Source organism: Bifidobacterium castoris (assembly GCF_003952025.1).
GTDB lineage: Bacteria > Actinomycetota > Actinomycetes > Actinomycetales > Bifidobacteriaceae > Bifidobacterium > Bifidobacterium castoris.
Genome location: NZ_QXGI01000001.1, coordinates 330510 through 351467, shown reverse-complemented (window position 1 = coordinate 351467; position 20958 = coordinate 330510). Strand labels below are relative to the sequence as shown.

Sequence of the window (20958 nt, the reverse complement as noted above, 5' to 3'; positions counted from 1 at the left end):
TCGCTGACGGTGTCGTCCCTGTCCGCCATGAATGCTCCTTCATGTTGGCCGTGTCTTCCTCCGGGCCGCTATGCCGGCCGGCGCCCATGGCGGGCGGGCGCATAGGCGCATGCCAGGTACGGCCGTCCCCGTCGGACGGCCCGGTTGACGGAAAAGGGGGAGGACATGAGCCTCAAGGACGTTCTTGTTGTGGCATGGCGCGCATTCTGGGCGAACATCCTAAGCGTCGACTCCCTGATGGTCCTGGCGTTCATCCTCGTCGTGGCCGTCCTGGCGGGCGTCGCCATGGGCCGCACCATGGGATACGTGCGCTACGCCGTGCGCGCCGCCGCCGCCATCCTTCTCGTCATCCTCCTCATCGGCGTGCTCGGCGCACTCGGCCTGCATTGGGATGCGGGCGGCGGCTCCACGATCCTCGGCTGGCTCAACGATCTGGTGCAGGCCCCGTTCCTTCCCGCGGAGGGTGCGGCATGAGGCCGGGCCGGGGCGGGGTCGGGGGCACGCTCCTCACCATGTTCCTCGTCATCATCCTCCTCATCGTCCTCGTCCAGTCGGGCGGATGGCGCGCATTGTCCGAACAGACGGGCATCGGAAACCCGGATGTGGCCATCGGCGACCTGTTCACACGGGATGACACGATGCCGGAACGCAACACGGACAGGCCCGGCCTTACCTTGGACCGCAACACGGACAAGTCGGATACGGCCGCCGCCCCGTCCCCGGATGCGACGACCCCAAGCCCGGCGGCGGGGGAGACGCCGCGCCCGGACGGTTCGGGATCGTCCGGGGACGGGGCGGCCGGCGTATCCGACACGGCGGCGGGATGGAAGGACGCGCTCGACGCCCTGGACGGAGTGAGAGTGGCGGCGGCGAGACCGGGCGGCTACGACCGTGAGTCCAAGTTCGGCGACGGCTGGGCGCAGGCCGGCTGCGGCAAGGCGACCATCCGCGACACCATCCTCGCCCGCGACCTCGCCGACGTGGCACGCGACCGTGACTGCCATGTCACCACGGGCACGCTTGACGATCCGTACACGGGCCAGACCATAGGGTTCAAGCGTGGACGGTCCACGTCCGGGAAGGTCCAGATCGACCATGTGGTCGCCCTCTACGACGCGTGGGCGTCCGGCGCACGCGACTGGGGGCAGGATCGACGCGTCGCCTACGCCAACTCCCCGGATGTGCTGCTCGCCGTGGACGGTCCGGCCAACATGGCGAAAGGCGCCGGCCTTGACATGGCCGGCACCGGACGCTACCGGACCGGGTCCAATACGACCGCCCCCGACATCTGGCTGCCCGACAACCAGGCCTACCGGTGCGACTACATGGCGAAACGCGCACGGATCAAACACGACTGGGGTCTGACGATGACGGCGCGTGAGAAGCAGCAGACGGTCACATACCTGGCGTCCTGCGTGGCCGGCTCCCGGCCGTAGCGTTCATCTACGCGCCGACGGTTCCCGGCGTCCGCGCCGTATCCTCCAGAAGGGACGGGTCGTGTTCGTACCGGACCCGCATGTGTTTGAGCGTTTCGCCGCCGTAGGTGAAATACGCCGGCCCCTGCAATGGTGAGGAGGTGCCGACGAGGGTGCGTGCCAGAGCGCTGAGCGTCCACAGGTCGCCCTCGTATTCGACATGCGCATTGTCGGCGATGACGATCTGGATGCTCTCGTCGTGGATGAACGTGATCGTTTCGCCGGCGGTGAGACCGACCATGTCGAAACGGAACGGGGTACGCCGCGTGCGCGCCTCCTCCGCCTCCTGTTCGTCCTCACGCTGCTCCGCGTCCGCTTCGAAACGGTGCAGCCGATCCGTCGTGTCCGTGATCGTGGCGATGTCCTCGAGGAGCCGGTACGCGTCCTCCGCGTCCATTGCGTAGAATTCACGCCTGCGGCTGTGCCCGTGCACCTCATCTATGCTGCGCAGATCGGGGTTGAGCGCGTCGATGAGGTGATGCAACCGCTTGTCCACGTTGCTTCGGGACACGTCGTATGTGGCGTATATGCGGAATGCGAACGGCACCGCCGTAGACGCGTTGAGCTGGCCCACCCGCTCGTCCACGTTGGTGGCGTAGCCGATTTTCACCCATTCGGGGAAGCTGGGGTTGGTGAGAATGTAGATGCAGCTCATGGTGGCCTCCATCCCGTCATGCCGCCCCGTATGGCGCGTCCGTCGCACGGGGCGGGGTTATGGCCCTACCGTAGCACCTTCCGACGGGGCGACCCGCCGGGGATGAGGACGCATGGTGCGGGTGTATGAACCGTACGGGATGGCCGTACGGCGACGGGCACCGCAATGGAGGACATCATGAACGGCAGGGCACAGGAACCGCAGGGAGTATTCAAGGAGACCGGAATCCTCACGATCGGCATGGATGGGGAGAACTGGCCGCTGGCGGAAACGGTCAGGGTGGAGATGGAGGATGGGACCAGCCGATACCATGGTTACGTGTCGGATGACACGATGGGCAGGCTGGCGGATGAGGATGCGCGCGGCCGGGTGATGATGCTCGCCCAGTGCATATCCGTCAACATCATGGAGAAGATCATGCGCCTGTACAGGGAGGGCGTGATCGACAACGAGGAGGCGCGTCGTATCCTCGGAGCGTTGTCCTTCCCGTATCAGAAGGCGTTGTTCGACCTTGAGACGGAATTATGATGTGGGGATGGTGCGGTCGCAACGGTTTTGCCTTCCTGCGCCCGCACCGTCCCCGTCATTGGGCCGTGCGGGCCGCATACGCGCGGGCCTGTTCGCTGAACAGGCGGATGCGTATGCGGCTCGCCATGGTGGGCCGTCCGTCACGGTAGCACAGGGGTGGATTCTTATCGGCGGCGTTTGCCGCCGGCGTGGGGGCGCCGCGTCTTCCCGTTGCCGCCGCCGTTGCGCGTACTCCCATGGGGTCTCCTTTCGTCAGGGCCGCCGTCCGCGTCCGCGGCGTCGCCGCGGCGCCAGCGGCGTCGGGCGATGATGATGCGTCCGATGATGAACACGGAGCAGAGGATGATGGCCTGGTCCATGGCGGCGCCGTACAGGAGGATCCTGTACAACGCCACCCACCACGGGCTTGTGGCCACGGCCAGCACGCACAGGGCGACCGTCTTCGCCATGAGCCGCACGTTGGGCCGCCGCATCCATGAACGCAGGGCGCGCCATGCGCGCCGCACCGTCGGCGTGTCCTTATCCTTGTCGTTGCTCATGACGTTCCCGTATGCGTCCGGAGAGTGGACGCATACGGGAACGTCATGAGCGCATGCGTTTTCGATCCGATGGATGACCGGTGGTGGGTGATGGGCCCCATCCTCAACTGGTGGGACTCCACGTTGGGGTCCTCGCCCGCATGGCTGGCCGATGAGGGGCGGGCCGGGCGGCTGCTTGCCGACCGGCTGCCGCTCACGTTGCGCGCGTTGGCGCTCATCCACGCCCACCGCACCTGCGAGACGGGGCAGCTGCACCGGCTGGACGCGCGCATCCCCGGCAGGCCTCATGCCATGTTCTGGCGGTCAATGGCGGCGCTACGTCTCATCGACGCGGGATTCCCCATGGATCCGGACGGGCGCGCCCGCGTCACGCCGTCGACCGCGCCGTGGATGGCGGTCCGTCTTCCCGTCCACGACCGCATCGAGACCCGGCTCGCCCGGCTCGGCGCCAACCCGGTGCAGATCGCGGCCGTGGGGCCGGGCAATCTGCGCGGCGTACGCCAGTATGATCGGCACAACCTCATCTGCACCGACCTGTCCATCCGCGCCCGCCGGGCCGGATGGCGCACCGCAGGCGAGGCGTACGGCCGTTTCGACATGCTCACCCGTGATCCGGCGATGGGTTCCGGCGGCCCCGACCTCATCCTCATAGGTCAGGATGCGCGCGTGTGCGTCGAACTCACCGCGTCCGCGAACATGGGGCTGGAACGCAAGGTGCGACGCTGGGATCGGGCGTTGGCGCACGACACGTGCCGCGATACGCATGTCGTGTGGGTGAACGCGTCACGCACCGACGGGATCCTCAACGCCGTGTCCGCATTGTGCGAGGGGCGGCCGCGTCAGCATGCCGCCGAGCTGCGCGCGTGGGCCGAAACGTTGACGGCCGTGGACGGGTGGCATCCCGAGCCGGGTTCGCCGCCGCGGGCGCGGCATGACTGGGCGCGCGCCGGCCTGGAGGCGATGGCCGCCGGGTTCGGGTTCCCCGATCTGGACGGGTGGCGGCTCCCGTCGGGTTTCGACACGGGTGCGCTCTACGACTAGCGTCGCCGGACGCATACGGGGACGTCATGATGATGAACGACAGGGGTGCGCGGCTGGAGGATATGGACATGGAGAGCCTGTTCGCCCTCTACGCCGCCTGCAGCGACGATTACAGGATCCTTGAACAGGCCAGCCGTATCCTGGAACGGCTGAGCCCGGACGATCAGCGGCGTCTGCGCGCCGCGTTCCGCGTCGTCGGCCGTCTCGACGACGGGGAGGGTCTGGCCGGCGGCCTGCGCATGGCCGCGGCCGGCATGATGGGCGCCCGCGACGCCGGACTGTCCACCGGAAGGCTGCACGCCCCGCGGCGGGAGGATTCATAAGGGGCGCCCAACACGTCAGGGGTGTCGCATACGGGGGATACCCATCCGTATGCGACGCCCCTGACGTGTTGGGCGTGCACAGGGTCAGCGTGCGCGGCGGCGGCGCGTGGCCAGCAGGGCGATGCCGGCGAGGGCGGCCAGGAGGGAGGCCCCCGCGGCGGCGCCCGCGGCCGTGCCCGTCTCCGCCAGCATGTCCGTGCCCGCACCCGTCTCCGTGGCCTGCACGATCCGCACCGTGTAGACGCGTCGCGTCAGACCATCGGCGGACACGGCCGTGAGGATCGCGCGTTCACTGCTCTTGTCGACGGTGACGCTCATGCCCGACTGCTTGTCGAACACGGGGGTGACGGTGTAGCGTTCCGGATTCTCCACACCAACCGTGTATTCGGTCCGCTCCGGGTCGAATGCGGGCATGTCGGCGCCGTCGACGCGGATGTTGTCGAGCTGGGCCTTGTGGGTGGCGGCGGTGAGGTAGGTGACGGTGACCGTCCGTTCCGCATACGTGCTCTGGTCGGCGGCGAGCACGCCCAGACGGTAGCGCCACGTCATGCCCTCGACCCGTTCGCCGGTGGCCTGCACCACCTGTCCCGCATACGCCTCCCAGGAGAGGACGCCGCCTTCCGGGATCGTGAAGCTGTCACGGTTGACGGGCGTGTACTTGCCGTCTACGGTGTAGCCGACGGAGTACAGGTCGGTGTTCGTCTCGGACGGGTTCTCCTTGTCGGTGAACGCGCCGGCCGGCTGCGGCGGGGTGAACGCCTCGTCGGCGGTGGGTGTGTCATGGTCGCGGATGAGGGTGACGGTGTAGGTGCTGTGCGCCCCGTCCGGGCCGGTGACGTCCCACGTCTGGACGGTGGTGTACGCGGTCTGCCGGGACGGGCCGGTGGCGACGGTCACGTCGTCGGCGTGCTGGGGGACGACGACCTTTTCGCCCTGCTTGGCGCGGATGACGTAGTCGGTGCGGTCCGCGCTGAACCCGTCCATGGGTTTGCCGTTGACCAGGAATCCGGTGAGTACGGCCTGCCCGTTGGGTTTGTTCGCCGGGGGCGCGTCGAACGGCTGGGTGACGGTGACGGTGCGCGTGACCGGTTTCATCGTGGTTGCGCCGTCCTCGCCGCGGCTCATCTCGTCGACGGTGAAGGTCACGTCGAACAGGCGTGCGCCGTTGTCGCCGAGCCGGGTGCGTACGGTCACGTCGCGCACGTTCGGGTCGGTCGCCTCGGCGATGGCGGCGGTGATCTGGTACCGGTCGCCGACCTTGTCGTAGCCGAGGGAGGGGAGGGTGACGTCGTTCATGCGCAGTCCGCTTTCCATGGGGCTCTGCCAGATGGTCGTCTCCTTGCCGTCCGCGCCGGTGGCGGTGAGGGTGAGGCGCAGCGCCGGCGCGTAGGTGCGGGTGGCGTTCACGTCGACCCTCACGGTTTCGCCGCCCGCGGCGCGTCCCGTGTAGGTGACAGTGCACTTGGCCGACATGTAGCCAGTGAGGGCGGTCTGTCCTTCCATCAGGGGTTCGTTCCGGGCGGTGCATTCGCCGACCGTCGGATTGGTGAGCGTGGTGCCGTCCGAAAGGGTGACGGCGCGTGCCGTGTCCCATCCGAAATAGTCGCTGCCGGTGCCGAGCGGGGCGGTGAGGGTGGTGGTGTATTCGCCGGTGTCGTCGCGGGTGAGGGGCGCCGGGGCTCCGTCGTCGAGGGCGGCGGTGGTCTGTGCTCCTGCGGCCGTGCGGACGGTGGCGGTGAGCTTGGCGCCGTCGCGGCCGGTGCCCGAGTATTCGCCGATCCGGTCGCCGACGCCCAGCTTGTCGCCGGATTCGAACCGCTGCGACTTTAGGGGCAGGGTGGCGACGGTGGCGCCGTTGCCGTTGGTGACGGTGACGGTGTCGGGCAGTGCGCCCCCGTCCACACGCAGGTCCGCGTGCCAGCCGTCGTCCGTGGCGGTCATGGCGGCGCCGTCGGCCGTGTAGGCGCGGGCCGTGGCGAGCTTGCCCCTAAGGGCGCCGATGCGCGCATGGAGCGTCGTCGCCTCGTTCCTGGTGGTGCGCGCGTACGTGTCCCGCATGGCGGCGGCGTCGGCGACGGCCGTGTCGTACGCGTCCCACGTGTCCGGCGTGTAGAGGGCGGGGTCGAGGCTGCCGTGTTCCGTGATGTCGTCGCCGAGCCCCGTGTCGTCGAGCAGGCGGGCGCGTAGGCGGGTGAGCGCGTCCTGCGTTTCGGCGGCGAGCAGTGCGGGGTCGTCCGTGCCGTCGCCGTCGAGGACGGTCTGGATGCGTTCGCGCCGTTCGGAAAGATCGTCGACGGCGGCCGTATCGAGGGGGAATCCGGATTCGTCCTCCCACCAGTGCGTATCCTCGACGAGCCGTTCGAGCTGTGCGCGTTGTGTATCGTCTAGGGTTGTGCGGGCGGCGGTCGCGCCCGCGGATGGTTCGGCGGTGGGCGTGGCCGCCGCCTCGTGGGCCATGGCCGGCGTGGCGGCGCCGGCGAGCATGACGGCGGCCATGGATGCGGCGGCCAGCATGCGGGGCGTGTGCGTATGTTTCGTCATGGATTCGTTCTCCTCTGTCGGCTGTCGATGCGTACCGTGACGCCCGCCCCCTATGCGCCCGCGACGCATAGGGGGCGGGCCATGACGATTCCATGGCTTGAACGGATTCTCGACCACACCGGCACGGCGGAGGCGTTGGCCTATGACGACAATGCCGCATGCCGCTGGTTCGCGGCCCGCTACGCCGACCGTCTGGAACCCGCCGCGGTCCGCATGCTGGCGGAGGACGACGTGCCGGCGGTGAGGGCCGCGATGGCGCGCCGGACGGATCTGGACGCGGATGTGCTTGATCTGATCGCCCATGACACGGATCCGGTCGTGCTGGCCGCGTTGGCGACCGCGCATGATCTGCCCGGGGAGGTGAGGGACGGCATGTGCGACAGGGTTCCCGATCCGCGCGTATGTCGCGCATGCGGCGCGCAGACGGCCGCCGACCTGCTGGATCTGGCCGAAGGGGGTCTGCGAGGCGTGGAGTCGCCGAAACGACGGAGGTGGTTTCAGTGAGGGAACGGGATGTGGAGCGGCGTCTGGGCGTGTTGGCGGCGCGCCGCGGCGGATGGAGCGTGAAATGGTCCGCGCCCGGCACCGCCGGCGTGCCCGACCGGCTCGTGTTCCTTCCCGACGGGCGCCTGTTCATGGTGGAGGTGAAACGGCCGGGCGGACGCGTCCATGACGTGCAGCCCGCCATCCACCGTCGGCTCGCCCGGCTCGGCTGGCCGGTCCATGTCGTCGACGACGCGGACCGGTTCTTTCACGACGTGGTCGACGCGGCCGCCCCGGCCGACGGCTCCGGTTCCTGATCCTTGCCGTCCGGCACCCTGAGTTCGGCCCCCTCCCAACGGTTGGACCAGTCCTCGAGGGTGGGCGCGGTGCCGGGGGCGCCCCAAGCGGTGATGTGCGGCGTGCCGTCCGGGTCGGCTATGAGCAGGTCGAACCCGTATGAGCACTGTCCCGCATCTTTCGCCGTGCCGGAACGGTCCAACGTGACGGAGACGCGCGCATACGCCCGGTCGGACGTGTTCCGCTCCCGGTCCACACTCCCACGGTCGGCGTACATGAGCTTGTGGACGGTCGCTGATTTGACGACGCCGTCCAGCAGCATCGGCTGGTAGCGGGCGGCGGGATCCGGGTCGGACATGACGACCTTGAGCCGGTCCGCGTCCGAACCCATGACGGCCTGCGCCCACTGGGTGACCAGCGCGTCGAGCGCGTCCGTCACGGTCGCCGTCTTCAGCACGCCGTCCCACGCCTCCTGCGTGTTCGGCGACACGGTCGCCGGCACCGTCACCGGCGTCACGTTCGGGTAGCCGATGGCGGTCCCGTCGGCGCGTACCGTCTCCGTCACCGTCCACCAGCGGTCCCCGTCCGTGACGGTGAAATGGTGCGCGACGGCGCTCACCGGCTTGTCCTGGGACGTGATCGTCACCTCGTCGGAGCCGTCCCATGACATGATCGCCGCCTGCGCGCCCAGAGGTTGGCCGTCCCTAAGCCACGTGTCGACCATGCTGTAGGCGGCGGCCTTGCCCGCCGGCGCCAATTGCACGACGGGCCCCGTGGAGGCGGGTTGGGAGGGCAGGCCGGAGACGGTGAACGCGGCGTAGAGCGCGAGGATGAGCGTGGCGACCTGCACCCACCGCCATTTGTTCGTGTTGCGGGCGACGAGCCGCAGGAACTGCCTGTCCGGGTCCGGCTCCCGGCGCCGCGTCGGATCGTCGAACCATTCGTCTCCGCCATGTCTGCGTGTCATGGACGGCATGCTATGCGTCCCGGGCGCATAGCGTGGCCGCAAACCCGTCGACACCGCCCCTCGGGGGCGGGGGGAGGAGAGTCATCATGGAACACAATCACGGCATCACGCTCGCCGACGCGCCGCAGATCGTGGAGCCCGCCGCGGAGGGCGTCGCCAAATTCGTCGGCTACATCACCGAGAACGATTCGCTCAAACTCGCATGCACCATCGTTGGCGCCATCTTCATCGTCATCTGCATCGTACTGCTCGTCATCCGCCGCTTCTGGCCGCAGACACCCATCGGCCAGTCGCTGAACGCGGGCAACAGCACGGTCGTCTGGTGCATCGCCGGCATGGTCGCGGGCCTCATCTTCATCCTTCCCGCCGAGATCCTGCCGTTCCTCACGAAAATCGTCATGACCGGCGTGCAGGCCCTTCTCAACATCCTCTCGCGCATCTTCAACTTCTGACGGGGCGCGTCATGATGCTGTACGATCTCACGAAGGTGTCGGGGCAGCGGGTGAGCCAGGTCGATGAGCTGCATGTCGGCGGCCGCCAATGGATGCGCAGCGCCGACCTGTTCCTCCTGCTCGGCGGCGGCGCCGCGGGCGCGGGCGCGGCCCAGCTGCTGCGCGTCGTGTTCCGCGGCCAGTACTGGCCGTATCTGCTCGTGCCCGTGTTCGCCGTCGCCGTGTTCCTTCTGTTCACGCGCAAACGCTCCCGGGCGGGCGAGACGACGCGGCGGCGTTGGGACCGGTGGCGCGACCGGCACCGCGCCAAGCACCATGAGTTCATCCTGCCCGGCTCCCCGGATTCGTTCCGCCCCAACGGGCGCACCATCATCCTCCTGCACTCCCACCCGTACGATCCGCACGCCTGAAGCGTCACACGTCGGCGAGCATGGAGCGCACCATGTCCCGGATCCCCTCCGGGGCGAGCCCCTCGGCTTCGAGCAGGTCGAACAGCGGCATCGCATCCGCCGCATGGGCGCGCACCCATGCGGCGGTGGAATCCGGGTCGGGCCGTTCTATGTCGAACCGGACCGCGTCGCCGCTGCGAAGACGGCGGATGATGCTGACGGCGGCCTGCCGGCTGTCCTGATCGTCCGCACGCGAGTACGCGACCGCCGTGTATGCGCTCATCACCGTGGATGCGAACACGGAGTCCATGGCGATGGCGTGTCCGAGACGGATCATGTCGTCGACGGGATAGCCGTCCGGGTATGCGATCCGCACCCGTTCCATCGCCGCCTCACGCATCATGTCCGCCAGTTCGCTCGGCGCGCCCGTCGTCAGATGCGCCACCACCTGCCCCAACGCGTCCGGGTCCGTGTCGTCGATGACGGGGGACATGGAGGGGAACATGTCGGCCGAGCCGTGCCGCACCCAGCCGAGCAGGTCGCAGGTGGCAAGCATCCGCATATGCCACGACGCCATGGTCTCCCCGCAGCGCAGCGACGCCCATTCGGCCGGGAGCCACAGGTGCGGCGCCGTCAGGTACGACACGGTGACCGGTGCGACGCCCACGGTCCATGGGGGCGGCACCGGGATGGGGCTGTCGTCGATGATGCCGGCCATGAGCCGGGTATGCGTCGACGTGCCGTCCACGTCCGGGCCGAGCATGACGGCGGCCCATTGGGCGGCGAGCCCGTCCCACGCGTCCCGGTCCGGGACCATGTAGGGGCTGGCGAAGGTGAGGGTCTGCATGGTGTGCGCCTTTCGTTTGTGCTGCCGGTTCGACACCCCGGCCATACGTCGGGGGATGCCATATCACTCATGGTAGGCCCTGCGCGGCGGCGGGGGCGGCGGCGTGCCGCCTGTCGGCCGCGGCGCGGCGGCGGGTGCGCCGTGCGCATGCCGGCCGTGGGCCGGCATGTCCGCATCCATGCCGGCCGTGGGCGCCGGCACGCCGGGGGAGGCTGACGGGGCCGCGCCGCCGGCGGCGCGTTTCACGGACTGCTCGGCCCGTTTCCTCGCCTCCGCCTGCGCCCTCTCCACGATCGGGTTGGACCGTGGCTGCCCGATCGCATCGGCCCGCACCGTCGTGTCCCGCGCCCCCTCGGGCTCCCGCACCCGCTGCTTGCCGGGCGCGATATTCCCGTAGCCGCCGTTAAGGTGGTTGAGATGGCCTCCGGCGAATGCGCCGTTCACGGCCGAACCCAACGTTGCGGCGGCCATGACGCCCGGCATGGCCGGACCCACGACCAGCATGCCCGCGCCCGCGGCCAGCCCCGCGGCGACCTTGTGGTTGCGGGCGAAGCGCGCCGTCTCCCCGGATACGACCGACGCGGCCGTCTTCATGGTGCCGCGCACACCGTCGGCGTACCGTTCGCGCGTAAGCTCCCACCGGCCCGCAAGGGTGCGGTTGAGCTCACGTTGGCGCGCCAGGTCCTGCACCTGCAGGCTCCGCTGATGCTGCAGCCGGTCCCGTTCCTCGACCGCCGCCCGGTGGGTGGCGAGCTCGGCGAGCGACTGTCGGGCGTTGGCGTGGATGGTGGCCTGCACGGTGCCGTCCTCCATGTAGCGGCGCACGGTCGCCTCATCCGCGTCCAGGCCGTTGTCCTTGAGCGTTTTGCGAATCCGGTCATGTTCGGCCCGTTCTGCGACCATGAGGGCGGTGTCCATGTCGGATTGCGCCGCCGCGTCCTCCATGGCCTGCCGGTATGCGGCGGACTGGGCGGCCGGATCGTCCGGGTGCGCGGCGACGGCGGCGCGGTTGATGTCCTCGACGGGGATGCGCCGCCGGTTCTCGGCCAGCAGGTTTGCGAGCGCCTGCTGGCGTGCGTCGAGTTTCGGCATGTCCGGCACTTGGGTGAGCGGGCTGCCGTCCACGGCGCGTTCGACGTCGCCTCCCGCGGCTTGCTCCGCGGCGGTGGGCTTGTGCTGTGCGCTGGAGCGGGCGCCGCCCCGTCCGCCCTTGCCGCGGCCGGTGGCGGCGCGGCCGAACGCGGTGCTGTTGTAGCCGTGCTGCGCGGCGGCGGCGAGGCTGGACGCCTTCGCGCCGTTGATTGCGTTGACGGCGATGGCGGCGACGCCGCCTCCCGCGGCGCCGGCCGCGATGCCGGAGGCGAGTCCCTTGGCGGCGCCGCCTATGACGGAGCCTACGGTGCCGAGCCCTTTGGACGTGGCGGCGAGGAGGGAGCCGATCGCGCCCCAGCCGGACGGTTCGCCGATCTTGAGCACGTTGACGCACAGCCATTGGAGCGCCTTGACGCTCAGGAACGGGAACACGAGGGTCGCGACGCCCATGACGAGGACCGTGGCGGACGTGTTGCCGTTGTGGTCGATGATGCCGAAGATCTGCATGAGCAGCGTCATGATGATGCATACGAGCGCCGCGCCGATGGACAGTACGGAGGGGACGGCGAACATGGCGACCATGTTCCTGAACGCGTTCGCCATGGCGGCGCGTCCGCGGTCCGGCACGGCCGCGTACATGAGGAGCGCCACCCATAGGCCGAGTACGGTCAGGTAGGCGCAGATGAGCGCGATGATGCGCAGCAGGCCGAAGAGGACGCCCCAGATGACGAAGTTGACGGCGCCGGCGACGGCGAAGATGATGGAGCCGCCCGCGTCCGCGAGGCTCGCGTCGCCGTGCTGCATCTGCATGGTCTTGATGGAGGCGGTCACGGCGGCGGCGTGGTTGTCGGGGTTGTCGCCGTATTTGCCGGCGATGCTTTGCGCGGTGGCGAGCCATGCGGTGTTCGAGTTGGACAGGTCGAATTTCTGCGCGATGAGCCGGAGTACCTTGTCCTCGGCCGTGCCGGATCCCATGCGTTGGGAGCGGCGCACCTGCCCGGTGTTCTCGTTGGCGGTGGGGGAGGCGGCCGCGGCGTCGGCGGCGTCCTGTTTGTCGGCGGCGGTTTCGCGCAGCGCCTGGCATCGTTTGAATTTCGCCTCGATCTCCGGGTCGTTGACCCGTTCGAGCTGTGATTCGGGGGTTTTCTGCCATTCGTCCCCGTCGAATTGGGAGCAGTCCTCGCTGGCCATGTCGTCCTTGGCGTCCTGCGCGGTTTCCTCCGCGAGCTGCTTTTGGGTGAGCTCGATGCGTTCGTAGGCGCCGAAGTCGGTCATGTCGGAGCCGGGGAAGGATGCGGTGCCGGAGATGACGGCGGAGCAGTACTGGTCCATCTGGCCGGCCTCGCCGAATCCGCGGTTTGGGCCCCGGACCAGGTCCACCCATTCCCAGCCGTATCGGGTGGCGAACCGTCCGCCGTCCGTGTTCACGTATTTGCACGTGTCCCACATGGTGACCATGCGGTCGAGCATGATGTTCGATGCGGGCGCCGGATTGTCCGACTTGTCGTTGAGTGCTTTGTCGATCACGGTCCGGGGGCCCTCGTCGGGGCCGAGGAGGAGGTTCGGGTTGAACGCCATCGCGTCCTCGGAGGCGACGTTACGGCCGCCTGCGTCCGAATAGGTCACCGCTTGGTTGGTGAGGTTGGCCTGCTCGGCCGCGGAGGCGCCGGCACGGTATTCGAGGACGCGGCAGAACACGTCGGAGCCGTTCGCGCCGGGCCCGTACTGGGCGCGGATCCACATGCGCAGCCCCGTCTCCTCCCACATCATGTTCATGGTTTTGAGCAGCGTGTCGGTGCGGCCCTTCGCGGTGTCGTCTGGCGTGAACTGTTTCGCCTGCTGCGGGGTGCCGTCCTCCTTGGCTTTCGGGTCGGCGGTGGTTTCGTTGAGCCGCCACAGGTAGCCGCGGCAGGAGAGCATGTTGTGGTTGTTCTTGGAGCGCAACGTCCCGTCCATGCTGGAGAACGCGTTGATCGCGCTTTGGCTTACGGCGTCGCCGGTGGTGGCGACGACGTTGCGGACCTGTTCCGCCGTCCACCATGGGGTGCCCGTCGACGGGCTGCCCGGATGTGTGGCCGCGGCGGCGCCCATGGTGACGAACATGGCGAGCCCCACGGAGAGCGCGCCGAGCCGTTTCATGAGGACGCCGGCGCCCTGGCCTTTGAAGACGAGCGTGACGGAGGCGATCAGGGCGAACACGATGATGATGGCGGGGATCATCCAGTCGCCGGTGATGGCCTTGTACAGCGAGCCGATGAGCGTGTTGAGGCTCTCTCCCATGCGTTCGCCCGCCGTGTCGCTTGCGGCGCCGCTGGAAAGGTTGAGCAGCCATGCGCCGCCGCTCCACAGGCCGTTGCCGATCGACAGGAACAGGCCTTCGATGGACAGGGGCACGGATTTGAACAGGTTGGTGATGTAGTCGATGAGCCCGTCCGTGCGGTTCTCGAGCACGGTGGCCACGTCCGCCCATCGCATCACGGGCAGGCGTGGCAGGGTCTCCTCGGCAAGCATCATCACGGGTCCGGTCATCATGGGCGCATCCTATGCGGGCATAGGGGCGTGTATGTGCATGCCCGTCGGGAGAACTGGAGGATCTGGCCATGTCGGATAGGCGCAGGGAGCGTGAAAGGGAGCGGTTCCGTTCGCAGGCGTCGCGCGACAGGTACGGCGTGTGGGTGGCGGTCGCGTTCGTGATACTGGTCGCGCTCCATGTCGTCCTCGCGCTGTGCGGGGTGTCGCTGCGGTGAGCGGGCGCGGGCCATGGCGCGCCCTGCGCGCATGGATGAAGGCGTCACGGCGCGCATGGTGGGCCGTGACCGGGCTCTGTTCGCTGCTGGGTGTGGACGCGGCCGCCACGGCCGTCCTGTTCCTCGGCCGTGTCCGCGCCCGCGTCGCCGCCTTGGAGGATGCGCCCGAATACGCCTCCGACGTGTCGCTCAACCCCTACCATGCGCTGCGCGGACATGTCGCATGGCCGCATTGGGCATGGGCGTCGGGCCCGTGGGTGTGGCCGGCCGTGGCGTTGTGCGCCGCAATGCTGCTCCTGTGGGCGGCGCGGCGCATCCCGATGCGCGCGCCGCGCAACCCGTTCGAACGTGATCCGCGACGCCGGTTCACCCGCACGGACCGTGACTGGGTGAGCGGGTGCGCCGGCGGCCGCTGCGAGCATCGGATGCTGTTCGGCCTGCTGCGCTGCCGGCGCGCGGGCGAGCAGATGGACCATCATTATCCGTGGAGCCGGGGCGGCGCCACGTCACGGCGCAATCTGGTGTGGCTGTGCGCGCGGCACAACAACCGCAAAAGCGACCGTGTGCCGTCCCGGTTCGACACGTGGGCGCTGGTGCGGGCGCGTGAACGGTACTGGCCGGTGTGGGCGCGCGGCGACATGGTGCCCGACGGGATGTGCGAGACGGATGATGCGGCCGCGGACGGGGAGGGGCCCGATATGGGCCATCCTCCGGAGCCGTGGCCGGACGGCGCCGTCCGGTCCGGCCCGGACGGCGCCGATGCTACAGGCTTGTGGCCCAGGAGATGATGAACGCGACGAGCGCGAACAGGGCGGCCCCGCCTCCAAGCAGGACGGCCAGCGAACCCCACGCCACCGGATGCTGCGGGGTTTCGCGGAATCCGTCATCCTCCAGCACGGGCTCTCCCCACTGGTTGTAGAGCGGTTGTCCGTTCTCGTCGAGCTTCTGCCTAAGCTCGCGCGGGGCGCGGTCCGCCCGGTTGTGCTGCGCCGCGCTTGAGCTCTTCATGGCCGCGGCCACGCAGCCGACGAGGAGTATTGCGATAAGCCATCCCATGATGGTCCCCTTCCGTTCCGACGGCGGAATGCTTCGCCGCGTTCCCGCCGTCAATGTCTCTTCACTTGTCATCGTACTGTCACGGGACCGTCCTGTCCAATCCCGCCTCGCCGCGTCGGCATAGACGCCGCCCGTCATGCACATGCAGGCGGAAAGGATCGGATATGACGACGTTACAGGCGAGACGTCCGCAGGGTTCTCCGGGCGGCACGGGGGGACAGTTCGCGCCCGACGGGGCGCGGGGAGGAGGCATGCCGCCCGCCATCGGCGCGCCCGGCCCGGACGGGGCCGTTCTGGACGACAACGAGGTGATGGACGTCAAACGCCGCATCGACGCGCTCTCCGCGGCCGGGGAGCGTCGTGAGGCCACCCGGCTCGCCCGCTCCCTGGGCGCCGTATGCCCCGGCGACCGGATGCCCTACGGGTCCGGCTACGTCACCGTATACGACGGCCACAGCCTCGAGACCGGCTTCTCCGACGGGTACCGGATCGTGCGCTGCGCCGTGTTCCAACCCGACCGCACTCCCGTGTCCGCGCCGCATAAGGCCCCGGCGGTCCGGCCGGGGCCCGACGGGCGGACCGTGAACATCGTGGGGCTCGCCCGCGAGGTGGAGCGGCGCGCCGCCATGGGCGACAGGGCCGGCGCCGACCGGCTCGCGGCCGCCATGGGCGCATGGACGGTGTCGGACCCGATTCCGGACGAGGCGTTGGAGGAGGGGGCGGCCGTGACCGTATTCGACGGGCGGCGCATGGAGACCGGCATCGTCGCCGATGGGCGCATCGTGTCGGCGGGCGCGTTCTGGCCGGAGACGTGCCGGCCGCCGACACGGTGCGACACGCCGACGCGGGCGGACGCATCCTGACGGTCGCCTACCCCGCAGCACGGTGCGGCGGGGTGCACGGCGACAAGAAAGGAAGACCATCATGGCCGATTTCACCACCCCGAACCCCTGCACGGCGACGTTCATCCACCTGTTCAAGCCCAACGATCAGGGCAAGTACGAGCTTACGCTCCTGTTCGACAAGAACGACGCCGGGCAGATGGAGGACGTCAAGGCCATCGCCGGGCAGATCGCCGCGACCATCAAGGCGGGCTGCACCGAGGAGATCGGTTACAATCCGAAGACCGGCAAGTCGTTCATCCCGTTCGCGGGCTGCGACCCGAATAACGAGGCGTGGGTGCGCACATTGCAGACCCCGCTCAAGGACGCGGACGCGTATGTGCTGTCGCGCGGCAAGAACGCGGGCCGCACCCGCGCGGAGGTCACCCCGGAGTTCGCGGGCAAGTTCTACATGGTCGTGAAGACCTCGAAGAACCTTGCGCAGGAGAAGGGGCCGGACGGCATGAGCTTCCTGCGCGACCTGTCCACGGGCGCCGATCTGGACCGTCGCACCCTCTATCCGGGCGCGCTGGTCCGCCCCGTCCTGTGGTTCCGCCCCTACGTGACGGAGCAGAACGACATGGGCATCCAGGCGGTGCTGCAGGCGCTCGTCAAGACGGGCGACGGCACCCCGCTCATCGACATGGAGGACCGTGACCCGCTCGCCGCGTTCAACCTGCCCCGCCCCGGCGCGGAGGCGGCCGGCGCCGACGCCGGCCGGTCGATGCTGGGGGCGATCATGAACGGCTCCGTCTGAGCCGGGACCGCCCGCACCCTTGGGAGGGGCGGGCCGTTCCCGGATCCTCCACGCCGCAGGGTCCCCGCCGTCATGTCTCTCCGTTCCGACGGCGGCGGCCCGGTATTCGATTCCATGGCGTGGAGGGTCCCGGAACGGCCCGCCCCTCCCTTGTTGCCGCCCCCGGCGCATAGCGGCGCCGCTATGATGGGAATCATGGAATCCCGTGTCGAAAGGAACGAAATGGAACCTTATTGGATAGCGCACAATTTCATCGTGTGGGACAGTGCGGCCCCGCCCGCGCCCCGGCCGCTGCCGGCCGCGGAGTTCACGGCGCGCGTGCGGGCCGTATGCGCGGCTGCGGCCATGGTGGACGGACGGCGCGGCACCCGCTGGGCCGACGCGCTGCGGGACCTGCTCGCCCCCGACGAGACGCGGGAGCCGGACATGGAGGACATGCTCCTGCTGGGCCTGTACGAGTCGTGGCTCACCGTGTGGGAGCGGACCGTACCGCCGGATCCGGCCGCGGCGGCGCTGCCGGACGGGCCGCGCTCCTGGTGGCGCGGAGCGGACGGCGTGTGGAACCGTGCGGTCGTGGACGGTGAGGGGTGGACGGACACGTCCGCCGCATGCCAGGCCGCGAACATCCCCCAGTGCCGCGTGTGGCTGCTCGACCCGGGGATGCTGCCGATGCGCTGCCTGCTCGTGGACGCGTGCGCGGACCCGGCCGGGGAGGCCGCATGGATGGCGGACATGATCGAACAGGCCGACGCGGCTGACGACGGGTACGGCGACGACGCGCTGGGACGTCTCCTGCGCGACATGGACGCCCGACGCGGCTGACAGGCGAACCGGATGGGCGGGAGGGGGTCCCGCACCGTGCGCGAACAGCGCCGGTGCGGGACCCCCTCCCGCTCCCGGATGCGCTCAGCGCAGCGGGACGGTGGTGGCCAGTCCCGCCTTGTCGAGCGCGGTGCGGATGATGAGCGCCGTGTCCTTGGGGTCATGGCCGGGGCGTGCCATGGCGCGCATCCGTTCCACGAGCGTGTCGACCTCGCCCTGCTCGAACCCCTGCTCGGCGGCGCGCCTGCACAGCCCGTACGTCCATTCGACCAGGGGCATGTGGGTGGCGCCCGGCGTCTGCGCCGGCGGGTTGAGCCGCATCGTCGCCCCCCGGTTCACGCCATCCGGCCGGGCGGCCGGCGGCGTCGCCGCACGGGCGAATCCCATGCGGTCGAGGATCTCCCCCGTGTCCGCGTCGACCTGCGCGTCGTCCGCGTCGGCGCCCATGCCGTCCACATAGCCGTGTTCGGCGAGCCATCCGAGCAGCGTCCCGGAGATTTCGGCCACGGGCCGCGCGTCGGCTATCTCGTAGCGTCCGCCGCTGGTGAGCGAGCCGGGGGCGATCACGTACCCCTTGCGGGCGGTGCGGATATCGAGCGGAATGTCCTGCTCATGGACCGCGTTCTTCAACGTCACGCCCTCCGGGAGCCGGTAGTAGGCGTGGACGCCGCCCGAGGGGGTGCGCACCAGGAACGTGGCGGGGAACGCCAGCGAATCGTAGCGTCCGACCTCCGTGGATACGATGCTCCACCCGTCGCGCCCGTCGGGGGTCTTGGACATGTCGAAGTCGAGGACCGCGTATCCGGGCGCCGGCACACACGCCCACGCCTCCGCGTACTGCGGCGGAAGGGTCGTGTCCGTGTCCGGATCCTCGGTGCGCCGCTTCCAGTTGCGGGCGACCTTGTCGGGGCCGGCGTCCACATAGTCGCAGCCGAACCCGTACTCGTGCGGGTCGCGCGTCGCGGGGGCCGGGTCCAGCGGTTCGGGCGGCGCCACATGACCCTCGCCTCGCAGCATCTCCGCGGCGTATGCGCGGAACGGTTCGAACCGGGCGCGCGCCTCCTTCGAGGAGCCCACGGCGAGCACGAACGGTTCGCCACGGCCGCGACGGACGCTGACCAGCCCCATCTTCGTCTTGAGCCGGCCGATGGCCACGCCGTCGGAGGCGCGCATGTACGGGTTATCCGCGCTTGAGGCGTACCCGGTCTCCACGATCTGGCCGGCGACCCACAGTTCCGCATCCGTCATGTTCTCGGGACGGTTGAGCTGGACGATGCGGGCGCGCCCGTCCGGGTTGGCCATCCAATGCTCGCAGGAGGCCATGATGAAGCCGGCGGCGCCGATGGTGGCGCAGTAGCGGCGGAACACGCGCATGCCTATCTCGTCCGGGTCCCGGTGGTCGCGCATCCTCACGAACGCGAACCGGCGGCGCATGCTCGCGTCCATGCCGGTGACGAAGTCGAGGTTCGTGGCGATGCACAGGGTGGCGCGCGGGTTGAACGACACCACGTCGCGGCCCAGACGGCGGCTGTCGATCCGGTCGCCGGTCGACAGGCGTTTGAGCCGTTCCGTCTGGTGCTGGTCCAATCCGTTCGCGTCCTCGTCGAACGCCCACAGTTTGCCGATGAGCTTTGCCGGCTCCTGTTCGAGGCTGGTGCCGGACAGGCGTGAGCCGCCCGCCAGCTTCTCCGCGTCGACGGTGCAGGCGAGGCGTGCGGTCTGGTCGTTGTATCGGGTGAACGCGGAGAAGAACACGCCTTTGCCGTTGCCGCCGTCGCCGGCCAGGGCGAAGGTTAGATGCTTGTATTTCTGCAGGAACGGGGCGGCGGGCAGCAGGAGCAGGTTGTAGAGGCTGTCGGGGTCGGCGCACACGCCCTGCATGATCTCGCGTGCGCGGCGCGCCTCACGGTCCGTGAACTCCGAGTCCAGGTTCAGTTCGAACGGCATGTCGAGGATCGGGTCGCCCGCCTCGGCGCGGTTGAGCGTCTGGGAGCCGTCGCCGTGGTCGTCGACCCAGTAGGCGCGGTTCGTGAACCGGATGCCGTGGATGAGGCGCAGCGGACGGCCGTCGGGGCATGCCAGCCGGCGGCATTCGCGTAGGAAGAGCCGTTCGAACCGTTGGTTGCGTTCCGAACGGGGCACCCCGTATTCGTCCGCGATGCTCGCGATCGCGTGCCATGTGTCGAGCAGTTCGCCCTGGTCGGTGTCCATGTCGCGCCGGTACAGGACGGCGCCCTTGTCGTTGGGGGCGGATTCGAGGACGAGGTCGCGGTTCTTGAAGTCCCAGAGCGCTTCGGCGTATCCCTGATGGATGTAGGTCTTGCGGTCCTCTTTGCGGGGCACCCCCATCGGGCGGCAGCGCATGTCGATCCAGTCCCATTGGTCGTCGCCGGCCGAGTCGGGCAGCGGCATGAGACGGTCGAACACGGTCTGCGCGTATTTCGGCGAGTCGGGGACCCGGTCGAACCGCCATGCATCCATGTTCTGGGGTGTGTATCCGTCGGTCATGTCTCCTCCGTTCCGCGCATCGGGATCCGAGCGCTGTCTGGTCGTCCGCGCCTGTGCGACGGGGCTATGCGTCGGCGCGGGCCGACCCCGCACGGGCGTCGGTCGACCCATATGCGTCCGGAGGACGGTCCGGCCTTGGGTGATGGTCCCAACCTGCCGATTCGCCGGGTTGCGGCGACGAGCGTCCGGCCGAGGACGGGGGATGCGGGGATGCGGGGGTCCGGAGGCTCATCGCCGATGTGGATGCACTGGGGTGCACTGAGGTCGGCCCCGACCCCAGAACGCCCCTCACGCTTACTCCTATAGGGGATGAGAGACCATAAGCACTGAGGTCTGGGGTATGTGGGGGATACGCAAAAAAGGGAGTCACGCGCGTAGCGGGGGCGTATTCCGGTTCCCTCGAATTCGACCGTATTGAGGCCGGGGAGTCGCGCACACGCGGGGGCGTGTCATCGGCTGACTCCCTTTTTCGTGGTCCTTACACAACCCCGGACCTCAGTGCACAGGGGCTCTCGGGCCAATGGTTCCAACGGGTCAGGGGCGTTCTGAGGTCGGCGC

Annotated in this window: 21 protein-coding genes; 13 read left to right on the top strand and 8 right to left on the bottom strand. The window is 69.3% G+C overall.

Annotated elements, in window-relative coordinates; all coding sequences use genetic code 11:
- Positions 1-165: 165 nt before the first annotated feature.
- Together D2E22_RS01630 and D2E22_RS01625 are read left to right on the top strand one after the other, a co-directional pair.
- Positions 166-474, top strand: coding sequence for a hypothetical protein (locus D2E22_RS01630; protein WP_126031374.1), 309 nt, complete (start codon positions 166-168; stop codon positions 472-474).
- Between the two features lie 38 nt (positions 475-512).
- Positions 513-1436, top strand: coding sequence for an HNH endonuclease family protein (locus D2E22_RS01625; protein ID WP_241218115.1), 924 nt, complete (start codon positions 513-515; stop codon positions 1434-1436).
- Between the two features lie 7 nt (positions 1437-1443).
- Here the strand turns inward: D2E22_RS01625 and D2E22_RS01620 are convergent, their stop codons facing one another.
- On the bottom strand, positions 1444-2130 hold the full coding sequence (locus D2E22_RS01620) for a GIY-YIG nuclease family protein (protein ID WP_126031372.1): 687 nt from the start codon (positions 2128-2130) through the stop codon (positions 1444-1446).
- 177 nt (positions 2131-2307) lie between these two features.
- Between D2E22_RS01620 and D2E22_RS01615 the strand changes: the two genes are divergently transcribed.
- Positions 2308-2658, top strand: coding sequence for a hypothetical protein (locus D2E22_RS01615; protein ID WP_126031371.1), 351 nt, complete (start codon positions 2308-2310; stop codon positions 2656-2658).
- A gap of 164 nt (positions 2659-2822) precedes the next feature.
- On the opposite strand, the gene D2E22_RS01610 is transcribed toward D2E22_RS01615, so the two are convergent.
- Entirely contained in the window at positions 2823-3197 is a 375-nt protein-coding gene (locus D2E22_RS01610; protein WP_126031370.1) for a hypothetical protein, read from the bottom strand.
- A 45-nt stretch (positions 3198-3242) separates the two neighbouring features.
- Between D2E22_RS01610 and D2E22_RS01605 the strand changes: the two genes are divergently transcribed.
- A complete protein-coding gene (locus D2E22_RS01605; protein ID WP_126031369.1) occupies positions 3243-4238 on the top strand; it encodes a hypothetical protein in 996 nt (331 codons plus the stop codon).
- A gap of 26 nt (positions 4239-4264) precedes the next feature.
- On the top strand, positions 4265-4561 hold the full coding sequence (locus D2E22_RS01600) for a hypothetical protein (RefSeq protein ID WP_126031368.1): 297 nt from the start codon (positions 4265-4267) through the stop codon (positions 4559-4561).
- 84 nt (positions 4562-4645) lie between these two features.
- Here D2E22_RS01600 and D2E22_RS01595 read toward each other — a convergent pair whose 3' ends face one another.
- Positions 4646-7102, bottom strand: a complete 2457-nt coding sequence (locus D2E22_RS01595) for a hypothetical protein (RefSeq protein WP_126031367.1) — start codon at positions 7100-7102, stop codon at positions 4646-4648.
- Positions 7103-7183: 81 nt separating this feature from the next.
- On the opposite strand from D2E22_RS01595, the gene D2E22_RS01590 reads away from it, so the two are divergent.
- Both D2E22_RS01590 and D2E22_RS01585 read left to right on the top strand, forming a co-directional pair.
- Positions 7184-7606: a hypothetical protein gene (locus tag D2E22_RS01590; RefSeq protein ID WP_126031366.1), complete on the top strand. Its 423-nt coding sequence runs from the start codon at positions 7184-7186 to the stop codon at positions 7604-7606.
- Positions 7603-7902, top strand: a complete 300-nt coding sequence (locus tag D2E22_RS01585; RefSeq protein WP_241218114.1) for a VRR-NUC domain-containing protein — start codon at positions 7603-7605, stop codon at positions 7900-7902. The genes D2E22_RS01590 and D2E22_RS01585 overlap by 4 nt, the downstream gene beginning before the upstream one ends.
- Here D2E22_RS01585 and D2E22_RS01580 read toward each other — a convergent pair.
- The gene (locus D2E22_RS01580) at positions 7854-8849 is read right to left on the bottom strand and encodes a hypothetical protein (RefSeq protein ID WP_126031364.1); all 996 of its coding nucleotides are present in this window, start codon (positions 8847-8849) and stop codon (positions 7854-7856) included. The two genes, D2E22_RS01585 and D2E22_RS01580, sit on opposite strands and share 49 nt — an antisense overlap.
- Before the next feature lie 86 nt (positions 8850-8935).
- Between D2E22_RS01580 and D2E22_RS01575 the strand changes: the two genes are divergently transcribed.
- Entirely contained in the window at positions 8936-9301 is a 366-nt protein-coding gene (locus D2E22_RS01575; RefSeq protein WP_126031363.1) for a hypothetical protein, read from the top strand.
- A gap of 11 nt (positions 9302-9312) precedes the next feature.
- A complete protein-coding gene (locus tag D2E22_RS01570; protein ID WP_241218113.1) occupies positions 9313-9711 on the top strand; it encodes a hypothetical protein in 399 nt (132 codons plus the stop codon).
- Between the two features lie 4 nt (positions 9712-9715).
- Here D2E22_RS01570 and D2E22_RS01565 read toward each other — a convergent pair whose 3' ends face one another.
- Both D2E22_RS01565 and D2E22_RS01560 read right to left on the bottom strand, forming a co-directional pair.
- The gene (locus D2E22_RS01565; RefSeq protein WP_126031362.1) at positions 9716-10537 is read right to left on the bottom strand and encodes a hypothetical protein; all 822 of its coding nucleotides are present in this window, start codon (positions 10535-10537) and stop codon (positions 9716-9718) included.
- A 63-nt stretch (positions 10538-10600) separates the two neighbouring features.
- Complete coding sequence (locus tag D2E22_RS01560; protein ID WP_126031361.1) at positions 10601-14161, bottom strand: hypothetical protein; 3561 nt, start codon at positions 14159-14161, stop codon at positions 10601-10603.
- Between the two features lie 280 nt (positions 14162-14441).
- Between D2E22_RS01560 and D2E22_RS01555 the strand changes: the two genes are divergently transcribed.
- Complete coding sequence (locus D2E22_RS01555) at positions 14442-15164, top strand: HNH endonuclease (RefSeq protein ID WP_206431318.1); 723 nt, start codon at positions 14442-14444, stop codon at positions 15162-15164.
- On the opposite strand, the gene D2E22_RS01550 is transcribed toward D2E22_RS01555, so the two are convergent.
- Positions 15139-15432, bottom strand: coding sequence for a hypothetical protein (locus tag D2E22_RS01550; RefSeq protein ID WP_126031360.1), 294 nt, complete (start codon positions 15430-15432; stop codon positions 15139-15141). The two genes, D2E22_RS01555 and D2E22_RS01550, sit on opposite strands and share 26 nt — an antisense overlap.
- Before the next feature lie 164 nt (positions 15433-15596).
- On the opposite strand from D2E22_RS01550, the gene D2E22_RS01545 reads away from it, so the two are divergent.
- The 3 genes from D2E22_RS01545 to D2E22_RS01535 all read left to right on the top strand — a co-directional run bounded on the left by D2E22_RS01545 (position 15597) and on the right by D2E22_RS01535 (position 17892).
- A complete protein-coding gene (locus tag D2E22_RS01545) occupies positions 15597-16295 on the top strand; it encodes a hypothetical protein (RefSeq protein ID WP_126031359.1) in 699 nt (232 codons plus the stop codon).
- A 61-nt stretch (positions 16296-16356) separates the two neighbouring features.
- Positions 16357-17070 carry an ssDNA-binding protein gene (locus D2E22_RS01540; protein ID WP_164518369.1) on the top strand — a complete coding sequence of 238 codons (714 nt, stop codon included), beginning with the start codon at positions 16357-16359 and terminating at the stop codon, positions 17068-17070.
- Between the two features lie 222 nt (positions 17071-17292).
- Positions 17293-17892, top strand: a complete 600-nt coding sequence (locus tag D2E22_RS01535; RefSeq protein WP_126031357.1) for a hypothetical protein — start codon at positions 17293-17295, stop codon at positions 17890-17892.
- A gap of 84 nt (positions 17893-17976) precedes the next feature.
- Here D2E22_RS01535 and D2E22_RS01530 read toward each other — a convergent pair whose 3' ends face one another.
- Complete coding sequence (locus D2E22_RS01530; protein ID WP_126031356.1) at positions 17977-20400, bottom strand: bifunctional DNA primase/polymerase; 2424 nt, start codon at positions 20398-20400, stop codon at positions 17977-17979.
- Between the last annotated feature and the right edge of the window lie 558 nt (positions 20401-20958).